The organism is Allobosea sp. P4_C6 (assembly GCF_056402015.1).
In genome coordinates, this window is the sequence record NZ_JBFUIF010000022.1 from 55,754 (window position 1) to 73,644 (window position 17,891).

The 17,891-nt window shown below is 67.2% G+C and carries 17 protein-coding genes and 1 tRNA gene; 11 read left to right on the plus strand and 7 right to left on the minus strand.

Annotation, left to right across the window (positions count from 1 at the left end; translation table 11 throughout):
• Positions 1 to 78: 78 nt before the first annotated feature.
• Positions 79 to 2,574, plus strand: coding sequence for an ATP-dependent helicase HrpB (gene hrpB / locus AC1DVA_RS16855; protein ID WP_476806628.1), 2,496 nt, complete (start codon positions 79 to 81; stop codon positions 2,572 to 2,574).
• 124 nt (positions 2,575 to 2,698) lie between these two features.
• Here hrpB and AC1DVA_RS16860 read toward each other — a convergent pair whose 3' ends face one another.
• The 3 genes from AC1DVA_RS16860 to aroA all read right to left on the minus strand — a co-directional run bounded on the left by AC1DVA_RS16860 (position 2,699) and on the right by aroA (position 5,615).
• Positions 2,699 to 3,505, minus strand: coding sequence for a DUF1194 domain-containing protein (locus AC1DVA_RS16860; RefSeq protein ID WP_265051271.1), 807 nt, complete (start codon positions 3,503 to 3,505; stop codon positions 2,699 to 2,701).
• Positions 3,506 to 3,621: 116 nt separating this feature from the next.
• Positions 3,622 to 4,275 (minus strand): (d)CMP kinase, encoded by a 654-nt coding sequence (cmk, locus tag AC1DVA_RS16865; RefSeq protein ID WP_265051272.1) that lies wholly within the window; start codon positions 4,273 to 4,275, stop codon positions 3,622 to 3,624.
• The gene (gene aroA / locus AC1DVA_RS16870; RefSeq protein ID WP_265051273.1) at positions 4,272 to 5,615 is read right to left on the minus strand and encodes a 3-phosphoshikimate 1-carboxyvinyltransferase; all 1,344 of its coding nucleotides are present in this window, start codon (positions 5,613 to 5,615) and stop codon (positions 4,272 to 4,274) included. Before aroA ends, cmk begins: the two co-directional genes overlap by 4 nt.
• Before the next feature lie 227 nt (positions 5,616 to 5,842).
• On the opposite strand from aroA, the gene AC1DVA_RS16875 reads away from it, so the two are divergent.
• The gene (locus AC1DVA_RS16875; RefSeq protein WP_265051274.1) at positions 5,843 to 6,235 is read left to right on the plus strand and encodes a TIGR02300 family protein; all 393 of its coding nucleotides are present in this window, start codon (positions 5,843 to 5,845) and stop codon (positions 6,233 to 6,235) included.
• Between the two features lie 170 nt (positions 6,236 to 6,405).
• Positions 6,406 to 6,481, plus strand: a tRNA-Ala gene (locus AC1DVA_RS16880).
• Positions 6,482 to 6,655: 174 nt separating this feature from the next.
• On the opposite strand, the gene AC1DVA_RS16885 is transcribed toward AC1DVA_RS16880, so the two are convergent.
• The 3 genes from AC1DVA_RS16885 to aspT form a co-directional block, all read right to left on the minus strand.
• Positions 6,656 to 6,976 (minus strand): hypothetical protein, encoded by a 321-nt coding sequence (locus AC1DVA_RS16885; RefSeq protein WP_265051275.1) that lies wholly within the window; start codon positions 6,974 to 6,976, stop codon positions 6,656 to 6,658.
• Positions 6,977 to 7,136: 160 nt separating this feature from the next.
• Positions 7,137 to 7,694, minus strand: a complete 558-nt coding sequence (locus AC1DVA_RS16890) for a L,D-transpeptidase (RefSeq protein ID WP_265051276.1) — start codon at positions 7,692 to 7,694, stop codon at positions 7,137 to 7,139.
• A gap of 109 nt (positions 7,695 to 7,803) precedes the next feature.
• Positions 7,804 to 9,471 carry an aspartate-alanine antiporter gene (aspT, locus tag AC1DVA_RS16895; protein ID WP_476806629.1) on the minus strand — a complete coding sequence of 556 codons (1,668 nt, stop codon included), beginning with the start codon at positions 9,469 to 9,471 and terminating at the stop codon, positions 7,804 to 7,806.
• Positions 9,472 to 9,719: 248 nt separating this feature from the next.
• Between aspT and AC1DVA_RS16900 the strand changes: the two genes are divergently transcribed.
• The 7 genes from AC1DVA_RS16900 to AC1DVA_RS16930 all read left to right on the plus strand — a co-directional run bounded on the left by AC1DVA_RS16900 (position 9,720) and on the right by AC1DVA_RS16930 (position 15,525).
• Positions 9,720 to 10,892 carry an ABC transporter substrate-binding protein gene (locus AC1DVA_RS16900; RefSeq protein ID WP_476806630.1) on the plus strand — a complete coding sequence of 391 codons (1,173 nt, stop codon included), beginning with the start codon at positions 9,720 to 9,722 and terminating at the stop codon, positions 10,890 to 10,892.
• 118 nt (positions 10,893 to 11,010) lie between these two features.
• Complete coding sequence (locus AC1DVA_RS16905; RefSeq protein WP_476806631.1) at positions 11,011 to 11,937, plus strand: branched-chain amino acid ABC transporter permease; 927 nt, start codon at positions 11,011 to 11,013, stop codon at positions 11,935 to 11,937.
• Positions 11,934 to 12,923: a branched-chain amino acid ABC transporter permease gene (locus tag AC1DVA_RS16910; protein WP_476806632.1), complete on the plus strand. Its 990-nt coding sequence runs from the start codon at positions 11,934 to 11,936 to the stop codon at positions 12,921 to 12,923. The genes AC1DVA_RS16905 and AC1DVA_RS16910 overlap by 4 nt, the downstream gene beginning before the upstream one ends.
• Complete coding sequence (locus AC1DVA_RS16915; RefSeq protein ID WP_476806633.1) at positions 12,916 to 13,665, plus strand: ABC transporter ATP-binding protein; 750 nt, start codon at positions 12,916 to 12,918, stop codon at positions 13,663 to 13,665. The genes AC1DVA_RS16910 and AC1DVA_RS16915 overlap by 8 nt, the downstream gene beginning before the upstream one ends.
• Before the next feature lie 2 nt (positions 13,666 to 13,667).
• Complete coding sequence (locus AC1DVA_RS16920; protein WP_476806634.1) at positions 13,668 to 14,366, plus strand: ABC transporter ATP-binding protein; 699 nt, start codon at positions 13,668 to 13,670, stop codon at positions 14,364 to 14,366.
• A gap of 199 nt (positions 14,367 to 14,565) precedes the next feature.
• Positions 14,566 to 15,024, plus strand: a complete 459-nt coding sequence (locus AC1DVA_RS16925; RefSeq protein WP_265051283.1) for a cupin domain-containing protein — start codon at positions 14,566 to 14,568, stop codon at positions 15,022 to 15,024.
• A gap of 147 nt (positions 15,025 to 15,171) precedes the next feature.
• Positions 15,172 to 15,525 carry a PilZ domain-containing protein gene (locus AC1DVA_RS16930; protein WP_476806635.1) on the plus strand — a complete coding sequence of 118 codons (354 nt, stop codon included), beginning with the start codon at positions 15,172 to 15,174 and terminating at the stop codon, positions 15,523 to 15,525.
• Here AC1DVA_RS16930 and AC1DVA_RS16935 read toward each other — a convergent pair whose 3' ends face one another.
• Positions 15,526 to 16,773: a flavin-dependent oxidoreductase gene (locus AC1DVA_RS16935; RefSeq protein ID WP_476806636.1), complete on the minus strand. Its 1,248-nt coding sequence runs from the start codon at positions 16,771 to 16,773 to the stop codon at positions 15,526 to 15,528. It abuts the gene before it with no gap.
• A gap of 156 nt (positions 16,774 to 16,929) precedes the next feature.
• Between AC1DVA_RS16935 and AC1DVA_RS16940 the strand changes: the two genes are divergently transcribed.
• The gene (locus AC1DVA_RS16940) at positions 16,930 to 17,859 is read left to right on the plus strand and encodes a lipid kinase (RefSeq protein ID WP_476806637.1); all 930 of its coding nucleotides are present in this window, start codon (positions 16,930 to 16,932) and stop codon (positions 17,857 to 17,859) included.
• The last annotated feature ends 32 nt before the right edge of the window (positions 17,860 to 17,891 follow it).

Here is a 17,891-nt window from a genome sequence, read left to right on the forward strand (position 1 = left end):
GCGCCAGCGGTTAGCATGATGAGCGCGGGCTGGCGAGTGGCTTGCGTGAGGCTCGCGCCTGCGCCACATCGGCCGGGCATGCGCGCCTTTGACACCGCCTTACCCATCGATGCCGTCCTCGGGGACCTCTCGGTCGCCCTGCGGGCGCGGCCGAACGCCGTGCTGGTCGCTCCGCCCGGCGCCGGCAAGACCACGCGCGTGCCGCTCGCCCTGCTCGACGAGCTCTGGACGAAGGACGGCAAGCTGATCGTGCTGGAACCGCGGCGGCTGGCGGCGCGCGGAGCGGCGAACCGGATGGCGCAGACGCTGGGCGAGCGCGTCGGCGATACCGTCGGCCTGCGTGTTCGGCTCGGCTCGAAGATCGGGCCGAAGACGCGCATCGAGGTCGTCACCGAGGGCGTCTTCGCCCGGATGATCCTCGACGATCCGGCGCTGGACGGCGTCGCGGCCGTGCTGTTCGACGAGTTCCACGAGCGCTCGCTCGATGCCGATTTCGGGCTGGCGCTGGCGCTCGATGCGCAGGGCGGCCTGCGCGAGGATTTGCGCATCCTCGTCATGTCCGCGACGCTCGACGGCGCGCGCGTCGCGAAACTTCTCGGCGATGCCCCGGTGATCGAAAGCGAGGGCCGCGCCTACCCCATCGAGACGCGCTATCGCGGCCGCGACCCGCTGAGGCGCATCGAGGATCAGGTCGTCGATACGATCCTGCTTGCGCTGAACGAGCAGCCTGGCTCGCAGCTCGTCTTCCTGCCGGGGCAGGGCGAGATTCGCCGCGTCGAGGAGCGCCTTCGCGAAAGGCTGCGCGATCCCGCCGTGGAGATCGCTCCGCTTTACGGCGCGCTCGACCAGCGCGATCAGGACCGTGCCGTGCTGCCAGCGCCAGCCGGCCGGCGCAAGATCGTGCTGGCCACGGCCATCGCCGAGACCTCGCTTACGATCGAGGGCGTGCGGGTGGTGATCGATTCCGGCCTCGCTCGCGTGCCCGTCTACGAGCCCGATATCGGCGTCACCCGCCTGGAGACGCGCCGCGCCAGCCGTGCCGCCGCCGATCAGCGCCGTGGCCGTGCGGGCCGCACCGAGCCCGGTGTCTGCTACCGGCTCTGGGAGGAAGCGGCGACCGGCGCGCTCGAAGCCTTCGCCCGGCCCGAGATTCTCTCGGCCGATCTGAGCCCGCTCCTGCTCGATTGCGCCGCCTGGGGCCTCAGTGATCCCACAGCGCTCGCCTTCCTCGATCCGCCGCCCGCGCCTGCCCTCAAGGAAGCCCGCGCCCTGCTGGCCAGCATCGGCGCGCTCGATGCGGATGGCCGCATCACGCCGGATGGGCGGGCCCTGCAGTCACTGCCGCTGCCGCCCCGGCTCGCCCGCATGGTCGTGGCTGCCGCCCGCTTCGGGCAGGCCAGTGCCGCGGCCGATCTTGCCGCCGTGCTGGTGGAGCGCGGGCTCGGCGGGGATGCCATCGATCTCGCCGAGCGGCTGGAGCGGTTCAGTCGCGAGCGTGGCGGCCGGGCCGGCGACATGCGCCGTCTCGCCGAAGGCTGGGCCCGCACGGCGGAGCGGAATGCCTCGTGCTCGGCTGGCGAGCCGCTCTCGCCCGGCCTCCTGCTCGCCTTCGCCTATCCGGACCGCATCGCGAAGGCCCGCTCGCCCGGCTCCGGGCAGTATCTGCTCGCCAATGGCCGTGGCGCGGCGCTGGAAGCCTCGCAGCGGCTGGCGCGCGAGCCCTACATCGTCGTTGCGGAGATGACGGGGGCCGCCCAGCAGGCGCGCATCATGGCCGCGGCCGCGATCTCCGAGGCCGAGATCGCAGCCCTCGTCGCCCATGGCCTCGCACCCTTCGCCATCGCGGAGCGAGAGGAGGCGAATTTCGACAGGACAGCGCGCGCATTGCGCGTTCGGGCGGTGCGCCGCTACGGCGTTTTTGCCTTGTCGGAGCGCCCGCTGTCGGTCGCGGATACGCCCGAGAATGCCGAGGCGTTGGCGAAGGGCGTCGCTGCGCTCGGCATCGAGCTCCTGCCCTGGACGAAGGCGCAGAACCAGCTGCGCGAGCGCGTTGCTTTTCTGCGCAAGGCCGAGCCCGAGGAGGGCTGGCCCGATCTCTCCGACCTGGGGTTGTCACAGGAGCCTGAGATCTGGCTGGCGCCTCATATCGCCGGCCGTGCCTCACTGGCGGCGATCCAGCCCGGCGATCTCGATTCAGCACTCGCGACCCTGCTGCCTTGGGAGATGAAGCGCCGGCTCGACGCGGAGGCGCCGACCCATTTCACCGCTCCGACCGGCTCGTCGCTTGCCGTCGACTATGCCGCCGAGGCGGGGCCGACCATTTCGGTGCGGGTGCAGGAACTCTACGGACTCGCGATTCATCCTGCCTTGGCCGGAGGGCGCGTGCCGCTGGTGCTGGAGCTGCTCTCTCCGGCGCATCGGCCGATCCAGGTCACGCGTGATCTGCCGGGCTTCTGGCGCGGATCCTGGTTGGCGGTGAAATCCGAGATGAAGGGCCGTTATCCCCGCCATCTCTGGCCCGACGACCCCGCGGTTGCGCTGCCGACGACGCGGGCCAAGCCAAGGGGAACGTGACACCCAGCGTCATTCTCGGGCGGAGCGAAGCGTAGACCCGAGAATCTCAGGCAGGACGCGGCTCTGGCGCCTCCGATTGACGAGATGCTCGGGTCAAGCCCGAGCATGACGGTTGCTGCCGGCCTCAATTCCCCATCCGGTCGCGCCATTGCCGCTCGCCTGCGAGGCAGGTGGCGATGTTGCCGGATTGCGCCTTGTGGATGGTCGCGCCCGCCGGCGCCTCGGCGATCTCGCGCAGCAGCTTGGTCTTCGTCGCCTCGACGAACTGGCTCTTCTCGCGGATCGGAATGACGAAGGCCCCGATGCCGGTGATGACGCAGTCGCTGTAGTAGACGTCGAGGTTGTCGATGTCGAAATAGCCGGCTTGCTTCAGCATCACCGGCAGGCCGTTGATGGCGATGCCCTTGGCCCCGGCCTCGTCGCGCGCCGTGGTGACCGGGCGCCCGTCATTATTGGCGCCGTCGCCGGAGATGTCGATCACGCGCCGCATCGCCGTCACGTTCGACTGTTCGAGCAATTGCACGCCCAGATCGATCGCGCCCGAGATCGAGGTGCGCCGCCCGCGCCGCGTCGGCGCCTCGCCGAGCTCCTCCGCAAACGCCATCGCCGCTGCCGGCCCGTCGATCACCTTCCACGGCCGAACGACGTACTGGAAACCGGTGCCCGCCCATTCGAAATAGGTCACGGCGATCTTGCCGATCGCGCCCTTGTTGATGGCGTCATGCAGCTGCTTCGAACGGAAGGCTTCGATATAGCCGTTGCGCTGCAGGGCGAGCTCGTCGAGATCCATCGAATAGGAGACGTCGACCGCCAGCACGAGCGCGACGTCGACCTCCTCCAGCGGCGGTCCCGCCGTCTGGGCTCGAGGCAGGGCGGGGTGCCAGAGCGCCGCCGCTGCCAGACATGAGAGACCGTACAGCCAGCGCCGCATCGCCACCTCCGTCGTCCTGTCGCGAATCGGAGTGTGCGCCCGGTCGATGCGATCGCCAAGGTGGAAAACCGGCTGATCGCGCCCGTTTCGATAGCAAATGCGCGAGGAAGGGGCTTTCAGGCGGCCCGGCGGCCGTCGACGACGTCGATGGCGGCGGCAACGGCCTCCTCGACCGTCAGCGCCGAGGTGTCGAGCGTAATGGCGTCTTCCGCCGCCTTGAGCGGCGCGTCGCTGCGGCCGGAATCCCGCGCGTCGCGCCGGCGGATATCGGCGAGGATGCCGTCGAAGGTCACGGCCTCGCCACGCCCGATGAGTTCCTTGTGCCGGCGCGCGGCACGCACCTCCGGCGTCGCGGTGACGAAGAGCTTGGCGCGGGCGTCGGGGCAGATCACCGTACCGATGTCGCGTCCGTCCAGCACGGCGCCGCCGGCCCGGGCGGCGAAGCGCCGCTGCCGCGCCAGCAATCCCGCGCGCACGGCCGGCATCGCCGCGACCACGGAGGCCGCCTCGCCGATCTCGCGGCCGCGCAGCCGGTCCTCGGGAAAGGCCGTCTCGTCGAAGCTGTTGACGATCTCGCCGGCCGCCGCGGCATCGCGTATGTCGTGGCCGGCATCGAGCATGGCGCGGGCCACCATCCGGTAGAGCAGGCCGGTGTCGAGATAGGGCAGGCCGTAATGGGCCGCGAGGCGCCGCGCCAGCGTGCCCTTGCCGGAGGCGGCGGGGCCGTCGACGGCGATGACGAGCCGGCCGCGCGCCGCCGCCGCGCTCATCCGATCCGGCCTCCGAGCTGGTTCATCAGCGGGATGAAGCTCGGGAAGCTCGTGGCGATCATCAGGCCGTCATCGACCACGACCGGCTGCTGCGTCGCCAGGCCCATGACGAGGAAGCTCATCGCGATGCGGTGATCGAGATGGGTCGCGATTGGCCCGCCGCCGCGAACCGGCCCGCCGCCCGAGCCCTCGACGATCAGGTCGTCGCCCTCGATGGCGCAGATCACGCCGGCGGCCTTCAGCCCGGCCTCGACCGCGGCGAGGCGATCGGATTCCTTGACGCGCAGTTCCTGCAAGCCGCGCATCCGCGTCGTGCCGGTGGCGAACGAGGCCGCGACGGCCAGCACCGGATATTCGTCGATCATCGCAGGCGCGCGCTCTGGCGGCACCGTCACGCCCTTGAGGCTCGAAGCCCGCACGCGCAGATCGGCGACGGTCTCGCCGCCCTCATTGGCCTCGCGCTCGATGGTGATGTCGGCGCCCATCTCGAGCAAGGTCGTGAGCAGGCCCGAGCGCAGCGGGTTGGTCATCACGCTCTCGATCAGGATGTCGGAGCCGGGCACGATCAGTCCCGCCACCAGCGGGAAGGCTGCCGAGGAGGGGTCTGCTGGCACCACGATCGGCGCGGCCTGCAATTCGGGCTGGCCCTTCAGCACGATCCGCCGGCCATGCGCGCCTTCCGGCGTCACGGTGATTTCGGCTCCGAAATGAGCCAGCATCTTCTCGGTATGGTCGCGCGTCGCTTCCGCCTCGATCACCGTCGTCTCGCCGGGCGCGGCGAGGGCGGCCAGCAGCACCGCTGACTTGATCTGCGCCGAGGCGACCGGCGGGCGATAGACGATCGGGATGGCCTCCTTCGGGCCGCGCAGGGTGAGCGGCACGCGCCCGCCCTCCTGCTGCGAAACGACGACCGTGCCCATCTGCTCGAGCGGATCAAGGATGCGCCGCATCGGCCGCTTGCGCAGGGAGGCATCGCCATCGAAGGTCGTGGTGATCGGATGCGAGCCGCAGACGCCCATCATCAGACGCGAGCCCGTGCCGGCATTGCCGAAATCCAGAATCGAATCAGGCTCGCGCAGCCCGCCGACGCCAACGCCCTGCACGCGCCAGGCGCCCGGCCCGTCATGGTGGACGATCGCGCCGAGCGCCCGCGCCGCCGCAGCGGTGCGCATCACGTCCTCGCCCTCGAGCAGGCCGGTGACCCTGGTCTCGCCGATCGCCAGCAGTCCGAAGATCATCGCCCGATGCGAGATCGACTTGTCGCCGGGCACGCGGGCGCGGCCCTTGAGCGGGCCGGCGGCGCTGGCGGTGACGGGGACGGGTTCATGGTCGTGGGACACGGGATCGGGGTCTCTCGCTCGAGCCAAACGAAGTGCGCGCCCGCCCTAGCACGCTCGCGCGAGCCGCGCCAATGCGCGGTCATGACGCTGCCATGCGAGGGGGGCGAAACAGCCCCGCTCTTGCGCGCAGCCGTCGCATGGCTCAAATCAACATTTGACAGCGCCGCCCGCCCCGACTAACGGACGCGCCTGCTTTTCAGATACTGATGGTTGAAGGGTCCGACGCAGTGGCGAAACCGGAACTCGGAACGAAGCGCGTTTGCCCGGTCACGGGGCGCAAGTTCTATGATTTGAATAAAGATCCCATTGTCTCGCCCTATACGGGGCAGGCATATCCGCGCACGATGTTCGAGCCGCAGGCCAAGGCGCCGGTCAAGCCGGAGCCTGAGGAGGAGGACGAGGCCGAGACCGCCGACAGCGCGGTCGAGCTCGTCTCGCTCGACGAAGCCGATGCCGAGACGTCCGAGAAGGAGGCCGTCGTCACGACCGAGGACGATATCGAGGTCGAGGACGATATAGGCACGGAGGATGACGACACCTTCCTCGAGGAGGATGAGGAAGGCGACGACGACGTCGCGGACCTGATCGACGGGGACATCGAGGGCGACGAGGACAACTGAGTCCGCCCTCGAAAAAAGATGACGGCAAAGCGACATTAGGCGCTTGTGTCTTCCGTCCGGGCCGCCTATAGACCGCTGCGTCGCTGGCAGGCGGCTCCGGACGGACCGCCCAAGCGGCGGAATGAAACACCGGATTTTGACGGTCGACCCCCAAACCGGCCGTCGCGCGTGGGGCCATAGCTCAGTTGGGAGAGCGCTTGAATGGCATTCAAGAGGTCGGCGGTTCGATTCCGCCTGGCTCCACCAAATCTCTCCATACTACGCTGGTACGGTTGACGTTCTCGGGCAGTTCGCTGCTACGCCGTCAATTTTCCAGATGGTTTGCGCGAACGGGTTCTGACCGAAACGCGCCGGGTCGCTTAGCCATCCGCCTTCATGATATTCGGCCGTTGCATGGCGATCTCTTCAGGCAGCGGCGTATCACTCCGAGACAGCGTTTTCATCCTTCAGTGATCGGATGAGATCTGCCGCCGCCGTCGGTGTGATCTGAGTGGTGCCGGTTGTCGCGAGCCTGCCGATCAACTGAGCGGCCCGTTCGATCGCGCAGTTCTCCGCAGCAGAAATTGCCTGCAGGAAGATGTCGTGAGCCTCGTCGCAATTGGCCATGACGACCCAAAGCTCGGACCCGTAAAGCTTGATCGAAAGGCGGTCGACGAGCTCCGTCGCGCGCGCGCTCGCAGTTGGCATGTTCGCGTTCCATAGGGAGCGCCGTAGATATGGATAAGGCACAGCCTGTTCCATTTCGGCGCAACCAAGTGATCCCCCTCCTCGGTTGATCAAAAGCTGTGCCGCGGAGTGATGTGCCAGTCTCGTCCGGATTATCTGTTCCCGAAGGCAGCGAGAACCGCTGCGAATCGGGCGGCCTGCGCGAGGGCAGGGGACGCGGAACCCTCGCTGTGTCTCATCGCAGCACGACCACTTTGGTGCCGGTCCGTACGCGGCCGTAGAGATCGATGACGTCGCGATTGGTCATGCGGATGCAGCCGGATGACACTGCGGCCCCGATCGTATCGGGCTCGTTCGAGCCATGGATGCGGTAGAGGCTCGATCCCAGATAGATCGCCCGCGCGCCCAGCGGGTTGTCGATGCCGCCGGCCATGTGGCGCGGCAGGTCCGGGCGGCGTTTCAGCATCTGCGCCGGCGGCCGCCAATCCGGCCATTCGCGTTTCATCGTGACGGTCTTCGTTCCCGACCAGCTGAAGCCCTGCCGTCCGACGCCGACGCCATAACGGAGCGCTTGCCCGCTTCCGAGCACGTAGTAGAGCCGCCGCTGGCTCGTCGAGATCACGATGGTGCCGGGCGCCTGCTTGCCGTTCCATGGCACGACCTGGCGCGGGATTGGCTGCTCGCTGAAGATATTGAGGAAATCCGCGAGGCCGCGGCTGATCGGGTTGTCGAAGGCGCGTGCGGGCGGAGCGAGAGCAAGAAGCCCGGCGACGAGAATGATGGCGCGTAGCATGATCGTCCCTGCGACGCCCCCCGCCCGGATTTAGGGCGAAGTCGGAAGGGGAGGTCAAGTCAGGCATCGCGCATGAGTGATCGCGGGCGTTGGCCTGCCGGCTGGATATCTAGCCGATCATCCCGACCATGCCGACGACCACAGGCCCCATCAGAGGCAGCAGCACGTTCGAGATGGCATAGGTTACGGTATAGCCGATCACCGGCGTCGAATTGCCGGCGAGCGAGACCAGCGCGCTGATCGAGGGCGTGCTGCAATGCTGGCCGGCGATGGCGCCGAGCAGGATCGGCGCCTCGATCTTCAGGAGGTAGCGCCCGATATAGAGCGAGGCGAGGCCGGGCAGGGCGGAAACCAGGATCGACAGCACGGGCAGCACGAGCCCGTATTGCTTGAGCAGGGCGATGGCGTCGGGGCCGACCGAGAGGCCGACCGCGGCGATGAAGGTCGCCAATCCGAAATCCTTCATGAACTCGGCTGCCTGCGGCGGAATGCCGCCGAGCTGGGGCCGGTGCATGTGCAGCCATCCGAAGACGAGGCCCGAGACGAGCGCGCCGCCGCCGGTGCCGAGCGTCAGGTTGAGTGCACCGACCTGAATCGCGACCTCGCCGAGCAGGAGGCCCGCGACCACGCCGAGGCCGAGCATGACGAAGTCCGTTGCCGATGTCGTCGGCAGCAGATGCCCGAGCTCGGGCGCCGCGCGAGTGATCGCTTCTTCCGAGCCATAGAGGGTGAGGATGTCGCCCTGTTCGAGCACCGTGCCCGGCAGGGCGGGGATGCCCTGGCCGAGGCGGCGGACATGCGAGATGAAGACGCCGCGCCGCTGCTCGTCGCTGGCCAGCCGGCGCAGGTCGCGAATCCGCAACCCRCTGACCTCGCGGCGCACCAGCACGACCTGACGTTCGACCAGTGGAACATTGTCTCCCGCCGGCATAGGCACTTCCGCGCCGAGGCGCTCGGCGATCGCGATGACCGAGCGCCGCCGGCCGATGACAAGGACGACATCCTCGGCTTCGAGCTGCATGTCCGGCGTCGCCTTGACGAAACCGGAGCCGCGCCCGACCTGCTCGATCGTGACGACGCCGTTGACGCTGTTCTCGAAGGCCCCGACGGTGCCGCCGGCGACAGGGCCGGCCCGGAAGGTGCGCGAGACGATCTCGGGCACGCCGTTTTCCTTGGCGCCGTCATCCTCGGCGCCGAGCTGCCGCGCCAGGGTGGCAGCCTCCTCCCGCAGGTTGATCCGCAGCAGCAGCGGGCCGATCTGGGTGGTGAAGACCACGATGGCGACGAGCCCGAAAAGATAGGTCACGCTATAGGCGGTCGCCATGTTGGCCTGCAGCCGGGCGATTTCCGCGGCGGGCAGGGGAAGGCGTCCGCTCGCGTCCGAAGCCGTTCCCAGCACGGCCGACTCCGTTGCAGAGCCGGCGAACAGCCCGGAGGCCGTTCCGGGATCGAGGCGGAACAGCAGGACCGCTACCGCGACCAGGGCCAGCACCGTCGCCACCTCGACGAAGGACAGGATGCCGTAGCGCAGGCCGCCGCGGATATTGTTGAAGAACTGCGGCCCCGCCGTGAAACCGAGCGCGTAGATGAACAGCGCAAAGGCGACGTTCTTCAGGTCCGGGCTGAGGGTCACGCCGAGCTGCCCGATGGCGAGCGCCACGAACAGCGTCCCGCAGACGCCGCCGATCTGGACGGGACCGATTCGGATCTTCCCGATCAGGTAGCCCAGCGTCAGGGAGAGGAAGAGGGCGACGACCGGTTGTTCAACGAATGACACGATGACACCCGCTCGAGACGGAAGGGTAGTCGAGATTATTCGCGGGCCGTGCAAAACTGCAAGAGCTCGCGCTGGGGTAGACGGACGTTCCAACGTGGGAAGCGATGGGCACGGCCGCTCGAAATTTCCGCGTCATGGCCCTTGCAGATATTTTAAGCTTGAAACAATATGCTCCTGCGCGAGCCACAGAAGTTTGAGGGAACCCGGCCGCGCCTCCTTTTTCGCTCGTTCGTCCCGGGAGGGCATCGATGACGACTTTCAAATTCGGCCTCGCAATCGGCTGCGCTGCGCTGGCGCTTTCCATCGCTTCCGCACAGGCGCAGGAGCCGCTCAAGATCGGCGTGGTCAGCGTGCTGACCGGGCCGGCGGCATCGCTCGGCCAGCAGGTCCGCGACGGCTTCCAGCTCGCGGTCGACAAGAACGGCGGCAAGCTCGGCGGCGTGCCGGTCAAGATCACCGTGATCGATGACGAGCTGAAGCCCGACGTCGCGGTGGACCGGGTGCGGACCTATGTCGAGACCGAGAAGCCGGCCTTCGTCGTCGGCCCGGTCTTCTCGAACATCCTTGGCGCGATCGCCAAGCCCGTCCTCGATTCCGGCGCCTTCCTGATCAGCCCGAATGCCGGCCCCTCGACCATGGCGGGCAAGGCCTGCAACAAGAACTTCTTCGTCACCTCATACCAGAACGACCAGGTGCACGAGGTCCTCGGCAAATACGCGCAGGACCAGAACTACAAGAAAGCCTACATCATCGCGCCGAACTATCAGGCCGGTAAGGATTCGCTCGCCGGCTTCAAGCGCTACTTCAAGGGCGAGATTGTCGACGAGGTCTATGCGCCGCTGAACGCGATGGATTTCTCGGCCGACCTCGCCAAGATCGCTTCCTCCAAGCCCGATGTCGTCTTCGCCTTCCTGCCCGGCGGGCTGGGCGTCAACTTCGTCAAGCAGTGGTCGCAGGCCGGCCTGCAGGGCAAGATCCCGTTCCTCTCCGCCTTCACGGTCGACGAATCGACCCTGCCGGCGCAGCAGGACGCGGCGGTCGGGCTCTATGGCGGCATGACCTGGGCGCCCAACATGGACAATGCGCAGACCAAGGCTTTCGTCCAGGCCTATGAAGCCGCCTACAAGATCGTGCCCGGCTCCTACGCGCAGCAGGCCTATGACGCGGCGATGCTGATCGATTCCGCGGTGAAGGCGGCCGGCGGCGCCGGCAACGCGGACAAGCTGCGCGAGGCCATCAAGAAGGCCGATTTCACCTCGCTGCGCGGCAAGTTCAAGTTCAACACCAATGGCTATCCCATTCAGGACTTCTACCTCGTCAAGGTCGCCAAGCGTGCCGACGGCAAGTTCCAGACCGAGATCGCCGAGAAGGTGTTCAGCGACTATGCCGATCCGCACGCCAAGGATTGCGCGCTGAAGTGACGCAAAGCGTCATCCTCGGGCGAAGCGCAGCTTCGACCCGGGGATCTCTTCGTCACGAGATGCTCGGGTCAAGCCCGAGCATGACGTCTTATGACCGGCCCTGACGTAGGACCGCGCAATGACAACGAGCCTCCTGATCGTCCAACTCCTGAACGGGCTCCAGTTCGGCATCCTGCTGTTCCTGGTCGCCGCCGGACTGACGCTGGTCTTCGGCGTGATGGACTTCATCAACCTCGCCCATGGCGTCCAGTACATGCTGGGCGCCTATCTCGCCGTAACCTTCGTCGGCCTGACCGGCTCCTTCATGCTCGGGCTCGTGCTCGCGCTCGCCGCCGCGCTGCTGCTCGGGCTGGCATTCGAGTTCCTGGTCTTCCGCCATCTCTACGAACGAGACCATCTCGACCAGGTGCTGGCGACCTTCGGGCTCATCCTTCTCCTCAACCAGGCGGTGAAGATGATCTGGGGCGCGGCGCCGCTTTCGGTGCCGGTGCCCGAATTCCTCTCCGGGAATGTCCGGCTGCTCGATGGTATCCTCTATCCGACCTATCGCTTCGCGCTGATCGGGGCAGGGCTCGGCGTCGGCGCGCTGCTCTGGTTCGTCGTCGAGAAGACGCGCATGGGCATGCTGCTCCGGGCCGGCGCCTCGAATGCGCCGATGGTTTCCGCGCTCGGCGTCGACATTCGCAAGCTGTTCATGGTGGTCTTCGCCTTCGGCACCATGCTCGCCGGCTTCGCCGGGGCGATGGCAGCGCCGATCCTCTCCGTCGAGCCCGGCATGGGCGACACCGTGCTGATCCTGGCCTTCGTCGTGATCGTCGTCGGCGGCATCGGCTCGATCCGCGGCGCCTTCGTCGGAGCGCTGATCGTCGGCCTCGTCGATACGCTCGGCCGCTCTTCCATGAACGACCTGCTCCGCTTGTTCATGGCGCCGGCCTCGGCCCGCGCGACCGGGGCGGCGCTCTCCTCCATGCTGATCTATCTGGTGATGGCGGCGGTGTTGTTCGTGCGGCCCGAGGGTCTGCTTCCCGCCAAGGGCCGCTCATGAGCGCGGTGACGACCCCGTCGATGGCCGCGCGGCCGGCGGCGCCGACCGTGCGCTGGCTGGCGCCGCTCGCCATACTCGGCCTGCTGGCGTTGCTGCCTCTGGCCACCGCGCTCGGCTTGCCCTCGCATTGGCTGACGCTGGTGACGCGGGCGATGATCTTCGCCATCGCGGCGCTCTCGCTCGATCTCATTCTCGGCATCGGCGGCCTCGTCTCCTTCGGCCATGCCGCCTTCATCGGCATCGGCGCCTATGGCGCCGGCATCCTCATCACCGAAGGGCAGACGGAGCTGCTGGTCGCGCTGCCGGTGATCCTGATCGTCTGCGGCATCTTTGCGGCAGTGACCGGCTATGTCTCGCTGCGCACGCGCGGCGTCGCCTTCATCATGATCACTCTCGCCTTCGGGCAGATGGCCTTCTATTTCGCCCAGGCGCTCTCGGGCTATGGCGGCGATGACGGGCTGACGCTCAACGAGAAGAGCACGCTGCTGGGGCGGGAGATCTTTGGCAATCGCACCGGCTTCTACTATATCGCGCTCGGCACGCTGGCGTTCTGCTACTGGCTGGCCCGGCGGCTGGTCGCCTCGGGCTTCGGCCGCGTGCTGCGGGCGGCGCGCGAAAATGCCGTGCGCGTCACGGTGACCGGCTATGATGTCGATCGCGTCAGGCTCGGCGCCTATGTGATCAGCGGCATGATGGCGGGGATCTCGGGCTTCCTGCTCGCCAACCAGACCGATTTCGTCAGCCCCGCCTTCATGTCCTGGCAGCGCTCGGGCGAGCTGATCTTCATGGTGGTGCTCGGCGGCGTCGGCTCACTCTATGGCGCGATCGTCGGTGCGATAGCGCTCCTGGCCGTGGAGGATGTGCTCTCCGGGCTGACGCAGAACTGGAAGGCGATCTTCGGCCCGTTGATCGTCCTCTTCGTGCTGTTCACCCGCGGTGGCATCGCCGGCCTCATGGTCAAGCTTCGGGGGAGCCGCGATGGCTGAGCCGGCGCTCGCAATCAAGGGGCTCGCGAAGTCCTTCGGAGCACTCAAGGTCACCAACGGGGTCGACCTTTCGATCGCGCCGGGCGAGCTGCACGCCCTGATCGGCCCCAACGGCGCCGGCAAGACGACGCTGGTCCACCAGATCTCCGGGACGCTGCGGCCCGATTCCGGCACGATCCTGTTCGGCGGCACGGATGTCACCCGCCTGACGCCGCAGAAGCGGGCGCGAGCGGGTCTTGCCCGCACCTTCCAGATCACCTCGACCATCGCCTCGCTCTCKGCGCTGGAGAACGTCGCGCTCGGCGTGCAGGCTCGCAGCAGCCATCCGCTCTCGCTGTTCCGGGACGCTGCGCGGGATCAGGCGCTCAATGCGCCCGCCTGGGAAGCGCTGGAAGCGGTCGGCCTGACGGAACGGGCTCATGCTCCGGCCGGAAGCCTCTCCCATGGCGAGAAGCGCGCGCTCGAGATTGCGATGGCGCTGACCCTGCAGCCGAAGCTCATCCTGCTCGACGAGCCTTTGGCCGGCGTCGGCCATGAGGAGGGCGAGCGCCTGATCGCCCTGTTGAAGAGCCTGAAGGGCCGCTTCGCCATGCTGCTGGTCGAGCACGACATGAGCGCCGTCTTCGCGCTGGCCGACCGCGTCACCGTGCTGGTCTATGGCGGCGTCATTGCCACGGGCGAGCCGGCAGTGGTCAGGGCCGATCCGGCCGTACGGCAGGCCTATCTCGGCGAGGAGGGCTAGCGATGCTCAGCGTCGAAGGGCTCGATGCCGGCTATGGCGAGGCGCAAATCCTGTTCGGGGTCGATCTCACCGTGGGCGAAGGCGAGGTGGTGACCCTGCTCGGCCGCAACGGCATGGGCAAGACCACGACGGTGCGCGCCATCATGGGGCTCTTGCCGGCGAGCGCAGGGCGCATCGCCTTCGGCGGCCGCGACCTCACCGGCGCCGCACCTTTCCGCATCGCGCAGGCGGGCATAGGCCTCGTGCCGGAGGGGCGGCAGATCTTCCCGACGCTTTCGGTCGAGGAGAATCTGATCGCCACGGCGGCCGACCGCTCCGGCAAGAAACGCTGGGATCTGGAACGTATCTATGCCTTCTTCCCGCGCCTGAAGGAGCGGCGCGAGAACCGCGGCAACCAGCTCTCGGGCGGCGAGCAGCAGATGCTGGCGATCGGCCGGGCGCTGATGACCAATCCGCGATTGACCATCCTCGACGAGGCGACGGAGGGGCTCGCTCCCCTGATCCGCGAGGAGATCTGGAAATGCCTGACGGCGCTGAAGGCAGAAGGGGAATCGATCCTCGTCATCGACAAGAATGTCGATGCGCTGGTCCGAATCGCCGACCGCCATGTCGTGCTGGAGAAGGGCCGCGTCGTCTGGCGCGGCACCAGTGCGGAACTCCGCAGCGACGGCGCCGTCAAGGATCGCTTCCTGCACTTCTGAAGGCTAAGGACAATCGAGGTTTCGTTCCTTTGGATATCCCACCCGCGCCGTCATTCCGGCCAAGCGGCCACAGGCGCGCAGAGCCGGGATCCATCGAAGGGCGACGGCGCTCGACGATGGATCCCGGATCTACGCTTCGCTGCGTCCGGGATGACGATGTGCTCTACGATCAGCAAACGCCAACAGAGAGGAAATACTCATGAAACCGCTGACAGCCGGCGTGACCCGCGCCAATGAAGGGCTCGACGGCATTTCCTGGAGCATCCTCGGCCAGACCTATGTTCCCAAGACCCTGTCGGAAGATAGTTTCTCCTGGCATGCGACCCTGCCGCCCGGCACCTTCGTGCCGCCCCATATCCACACGACGCAGGACGAGTTCATCTACATGCTGGAGGGTCGGCTCGACCTCGTCCTTGACGGGCAGGAGAGCTTCGCCACCGCCGGGGACCTGATCCGCCTGCCGCGCAATGTCCCGCACGGCCTGTTCAACAAGAGCGATTCGACGGTGAAGTGCCTGTTCTGGGTCTCGCCGACGGCGCGGCTCTACGATCTGTTCTGGGGCCTCCATTCCCTGGCCGAGCAGAAGCCCGCCGATGTCGTCGCGCTTGCGGCCAGGCACGAGGTCGACTTCCTGCCGCCGCCGCCCGAAGGTGCCTGAGCGGGCGCGGATTGCGCCGGCGTCGCTTGACGGGCGCCGGCTCACACCTCCGCATTAAGGATAATCGATCGTTAAGCGTGAAAACCTGCCCTCGCTTTGTTTAATAGGGTCCACAACCTTGGGTCGTATTGTTCGGGAGCAGTTGTCATGGATATCGAACGTCGCCGCTTGCTGCGCCAGCGCACGCTGCTTGGCGGTGTCGTTGCCTTCAACGGCCGGCGCTCGACCCTGGATTGCACGATCCGCAACTTGTCCGATCACGGCGCGCTGATGATCCTGTCGGACGCGGTCGCGCTGCCGGAGGCGTTCGATATCGAGATCCCGTCGCGGCAGCGCCAGTATCCCGCGCGCCTGAAATGGCGAAACGGCAATCGGATCGGCATCGCTTTCGCCGACCCGGCTGATGTCGTGCCGCTCGACCTGATGCGCCAGCTCAAAGCGTGCGAGACCGCCAATGCGCGGCTGAAAACACGCATTCGTCAACTGACCGAGGCGGGCTGATCAGCCCTTCCGCGCTGCGAGCTGCTCGGCCGAGAAACCTGCTTTGCCGGCATAGGACTTCACGATCTGCTCGCGTTTGGCATAGCCGAGCACGCGCTCGACATCGTCGAAGCCGTTCGGCGCCAGCGCTTCCACGGCGTCGATGACGCGCTCGGGACCGCCGACCCGGTTCATCGCGACCACCTCGGCCGTCGCCGGCAGTCGCTGAGACTCATAGGCCGCGAGCGCCTGGCGCGGATGTTCAGCCTTCGCCAGCCAGTCGGCAAGGCAGCGCGCATCGAGGATTGCCTGCGAGGCGCCGTTCGAGCCGACCGGATACATCGGATGGGCGGCGTCGCCGAGCAGCGTGACGCGGCCATGGGTCCAGCGCGGCAGCGGGTCGCGGTCGCACATCGGGTATTCCCAGAAGGTCGAGGTCGCCCGGATCAGCCCGAGGATATCGACATCGGGCACGCTGAAGCGGCGCGCGAAGGGCAGCACGTCCTCGAGGCGGCCGGGCTTCGACCAGGCTTCCTTAGGCGGCGGCCGTTCTGGATCGCCGTTCCGGATGTTGACCACCCAGTTGGTCAGGCGCGTCTGCGGCGTTGCCCCCTTGCCGATCGGATAGAGCACCAGCTTGCCGGCCATGCCGCCGGCGATGATCATACTCTCGCCCTCGAGGAACACCGGCCAGTCGCAGGCGCCGCGCCACATCTGGACTCCTTGCCAGCATGGCGAGCCCTGGTTCGGGAAATAGAAGGCCCGCACGGCCGAATGGATGCCGTCGGCGCCGATCAGGATATCGCCGCGCGCCGTCTCGCCGGCACCGCCGAAGCGAGCATCGTTGAAATGCGCGGTGACGCCGCCTTCGTCCTGCACGAAGCCGAGCAGCCGGCGGCCGGTGCGGATCGCATCCTCGCCGAGACGCTCAGCCGCCGCATCGCGGATGACGCGTTGGAGCCGGCCGCGATGGATCGAGAACTGCGGCACCGGCGCCCCAGCATGCAACCCGCGCGGCTCGCGCCAGACCGCCTGCCCGAAGCGGTTCATGTAGACGAGCTCGCGCGTGCGGATGCCGACCTCGTCGAGCGCCGGCAGCAAGCCGAGCTCGGCGAGTTCGCGGATCGCGTGTGGCAGCGTGTTGATTCCGACGCCGACTTCGCGAATCTCGCTGGCCTGCTCATAAACCGTGGCGGCTATCCCTCTGGCATGAAGCATCAGCGCCAGCGTCAATCCGCCGATGCCGCCACCAACGATGATAACCCGCATATGCCCGTTCCCCAGGGTCTAATATTTTAAGTTTGAAATATCTCCGTTTGCGTTGTCAATCGCCGAATGGCGGCCGCGCCGGAAAGCCCTCGCAGTTGAAATCGGCGGGCAGGTTCCCCACCTGCCTTGCCCGATGTTCAGTCACTGCAGGAGCCGATGACCCCGTCCACCCGCAAGCGCGCGCTGTTGCTGCGCAATCCCAAGGCCAGGCGCGGCCAGGAGTCGATCGATCCGATTCTCCAGCGGCTGGAAGCGGGTGGGCTCGACGTCGCCGTCGAGACCTTCGAGGCCTTGCCGGAGATCGCGCGCGACATCGTCCGCCTGCGCGACAGGGCCGATCTCGTCATCGTCTGCGGCGGCGACGGCTCGGTGTCCTCGGCGGCGCTGGCCGCCATGGAAAGCGGCCTGCCGCTCGGCATCATGCCGATGGGAACGGCGAACGATCTGGCGCGCACGCTGGACATCCCGATGGACCTTCCAGCCGCCGCCGATGTGATCGCGCGCGGCGCGACGCGCCTCGTCGATGTCGGCACGGTCAATGGCCATGCCTTCTTCAACGTTGCGAGTATCGGGCTGAGCAGCGAGCTCGCGCAAAGCCTCGATCCGGCGCTGAAGAAGCGTTTCGGCAGGCTTGGCTACGCGGTGGCGGCCATGAAGGTGCTGACCCGCGCCTCGCATTTCAGTGCGAAGATCACCGAGAAGGGGCGGACCACCGAGGTCGAGACCTACCAGATCGCGGTCGGCAACGGCCGTCATTATGGCGGCGGCAATGTGGTCGAGGAAACGGCTGAGATCGATGACGGGCATCTCGATCTCTACAGCCTGGAGATGAAGAACCTCTGGAAGCTCGCACTGATGCTGCGCTCGTTTCGCTCCGGCACCCATGGCGCCTGGCAGGAGGTCCGCACCGCGCGCTGCGTCGAATTCGAGATCGAGACGAAGCGGCCGATGCCGGTGAACACCGACGGCGAGATCGTCACGGCGACGCCGGCGCATTTCAAGGTCCACCCGCAGGCGATCTCGATCTTTGCGCCGGCCGGCCGCGCGCCGTCCGGAACGAACCGCCCTTCGCTGTATCACCGCTGATCGCGTCGAACCTTTCATGTTTGAGGATTGCA

Bases quoted from the DNA above. Each gene is read 5' to 3' on its own strand.
- hrpB (WP_476806628.1), top strand. From the start codon at position 79: ATGCGCGCCTTTGACACCGCCTTACCCATCGATGCCGTCCTCGGGGAC.
- AC1DVA_RS16890 (WP_265051276.1), bottom strand. From the start codon at position 7,694: ATGCTACGCGCCATCATTCTCGTCGCCGGGCTTCTTGCTCTCGCTCCG.
- AC1DVA_RS16905 (WP_476806631.1), top strand. From the start codon at position 11,011: ATGACAACGAGCCTCCTGATCGTCCAACTCCTGAACGGGCTCCAGTTC.
- AC1DVA_RS16925 (WP_265051283.1), top strand. From the start codon at position 14,566: ATGAAACCGCTGACAGCCGGCGTGACCCGCGCCAATGAAGGGCTCGAC.
- AC1DVA_RS16860 (WP_265051271.1), bottom strand. From the start codon at position 3,505: ATGCGGCGCTGGCTGTACGGTCTCTCATGTCTGGCAGCGGCGGCGCTC.
- AC1DVA_RS16910 (WP_476806632.1), top strand. From the start codon at position 11,934: ATGAGCGCGGTGACGACCCCGTCGATGGCCGCGCGGCCGGCGGCGCCG.
- AC1DVA_RS16940 (WP_476806637.1), top strand. From the start codon at position 16,930: ATGACCCCGTCCACCCGCAAGCGCGCGCTGTTGCTGCGCAATCCCAAG.
- AC1DVA_RS16920 (WP_476806634.1), top strand. From the start codon at position 13,668: ATGCTCAGCGTCGAAGGGCTCGATGCCGGCTATGGCGAGGCGCAAATC.
- AC1DVA_RS16935 (WP_476806636.1), bottom strand. From the start codon at position 16,773: ATGCGGGTTATCATCGTTGGTGGCGGCATCGGCGGATTGACGCTGGCG.
- AC1DVA_RS16885 (WP_265051275.1), bottom strand. From the start codon at position 6,976: ATGGAACAGGCTGTGCCTTATCCATATCTACGGCGCTCCCTATGGAAC.
- AC1DVA_RS16930 (WP_476806635.1), top strand. From the start codon at position 15,172: ATGGATATCGAACGTCGCCGCTTGCTGCGCCAGCGCACGCTGCTTGGC.
- AC1DVA_RS16900 (WP_476806630.1), top strand. From the start codon at position 9,720: ATGACGACTTTCAAATTCGGCCTCGCAATCGGCTGCGCTGCGCTGGCG.
- cmk (WP_265051272.1), bottom strand. From the start codon at position 4,275: ATGAGCGCGGCGGCGGCGCGCGGCCGGCTCGTCATCGCCGTCGACGGC.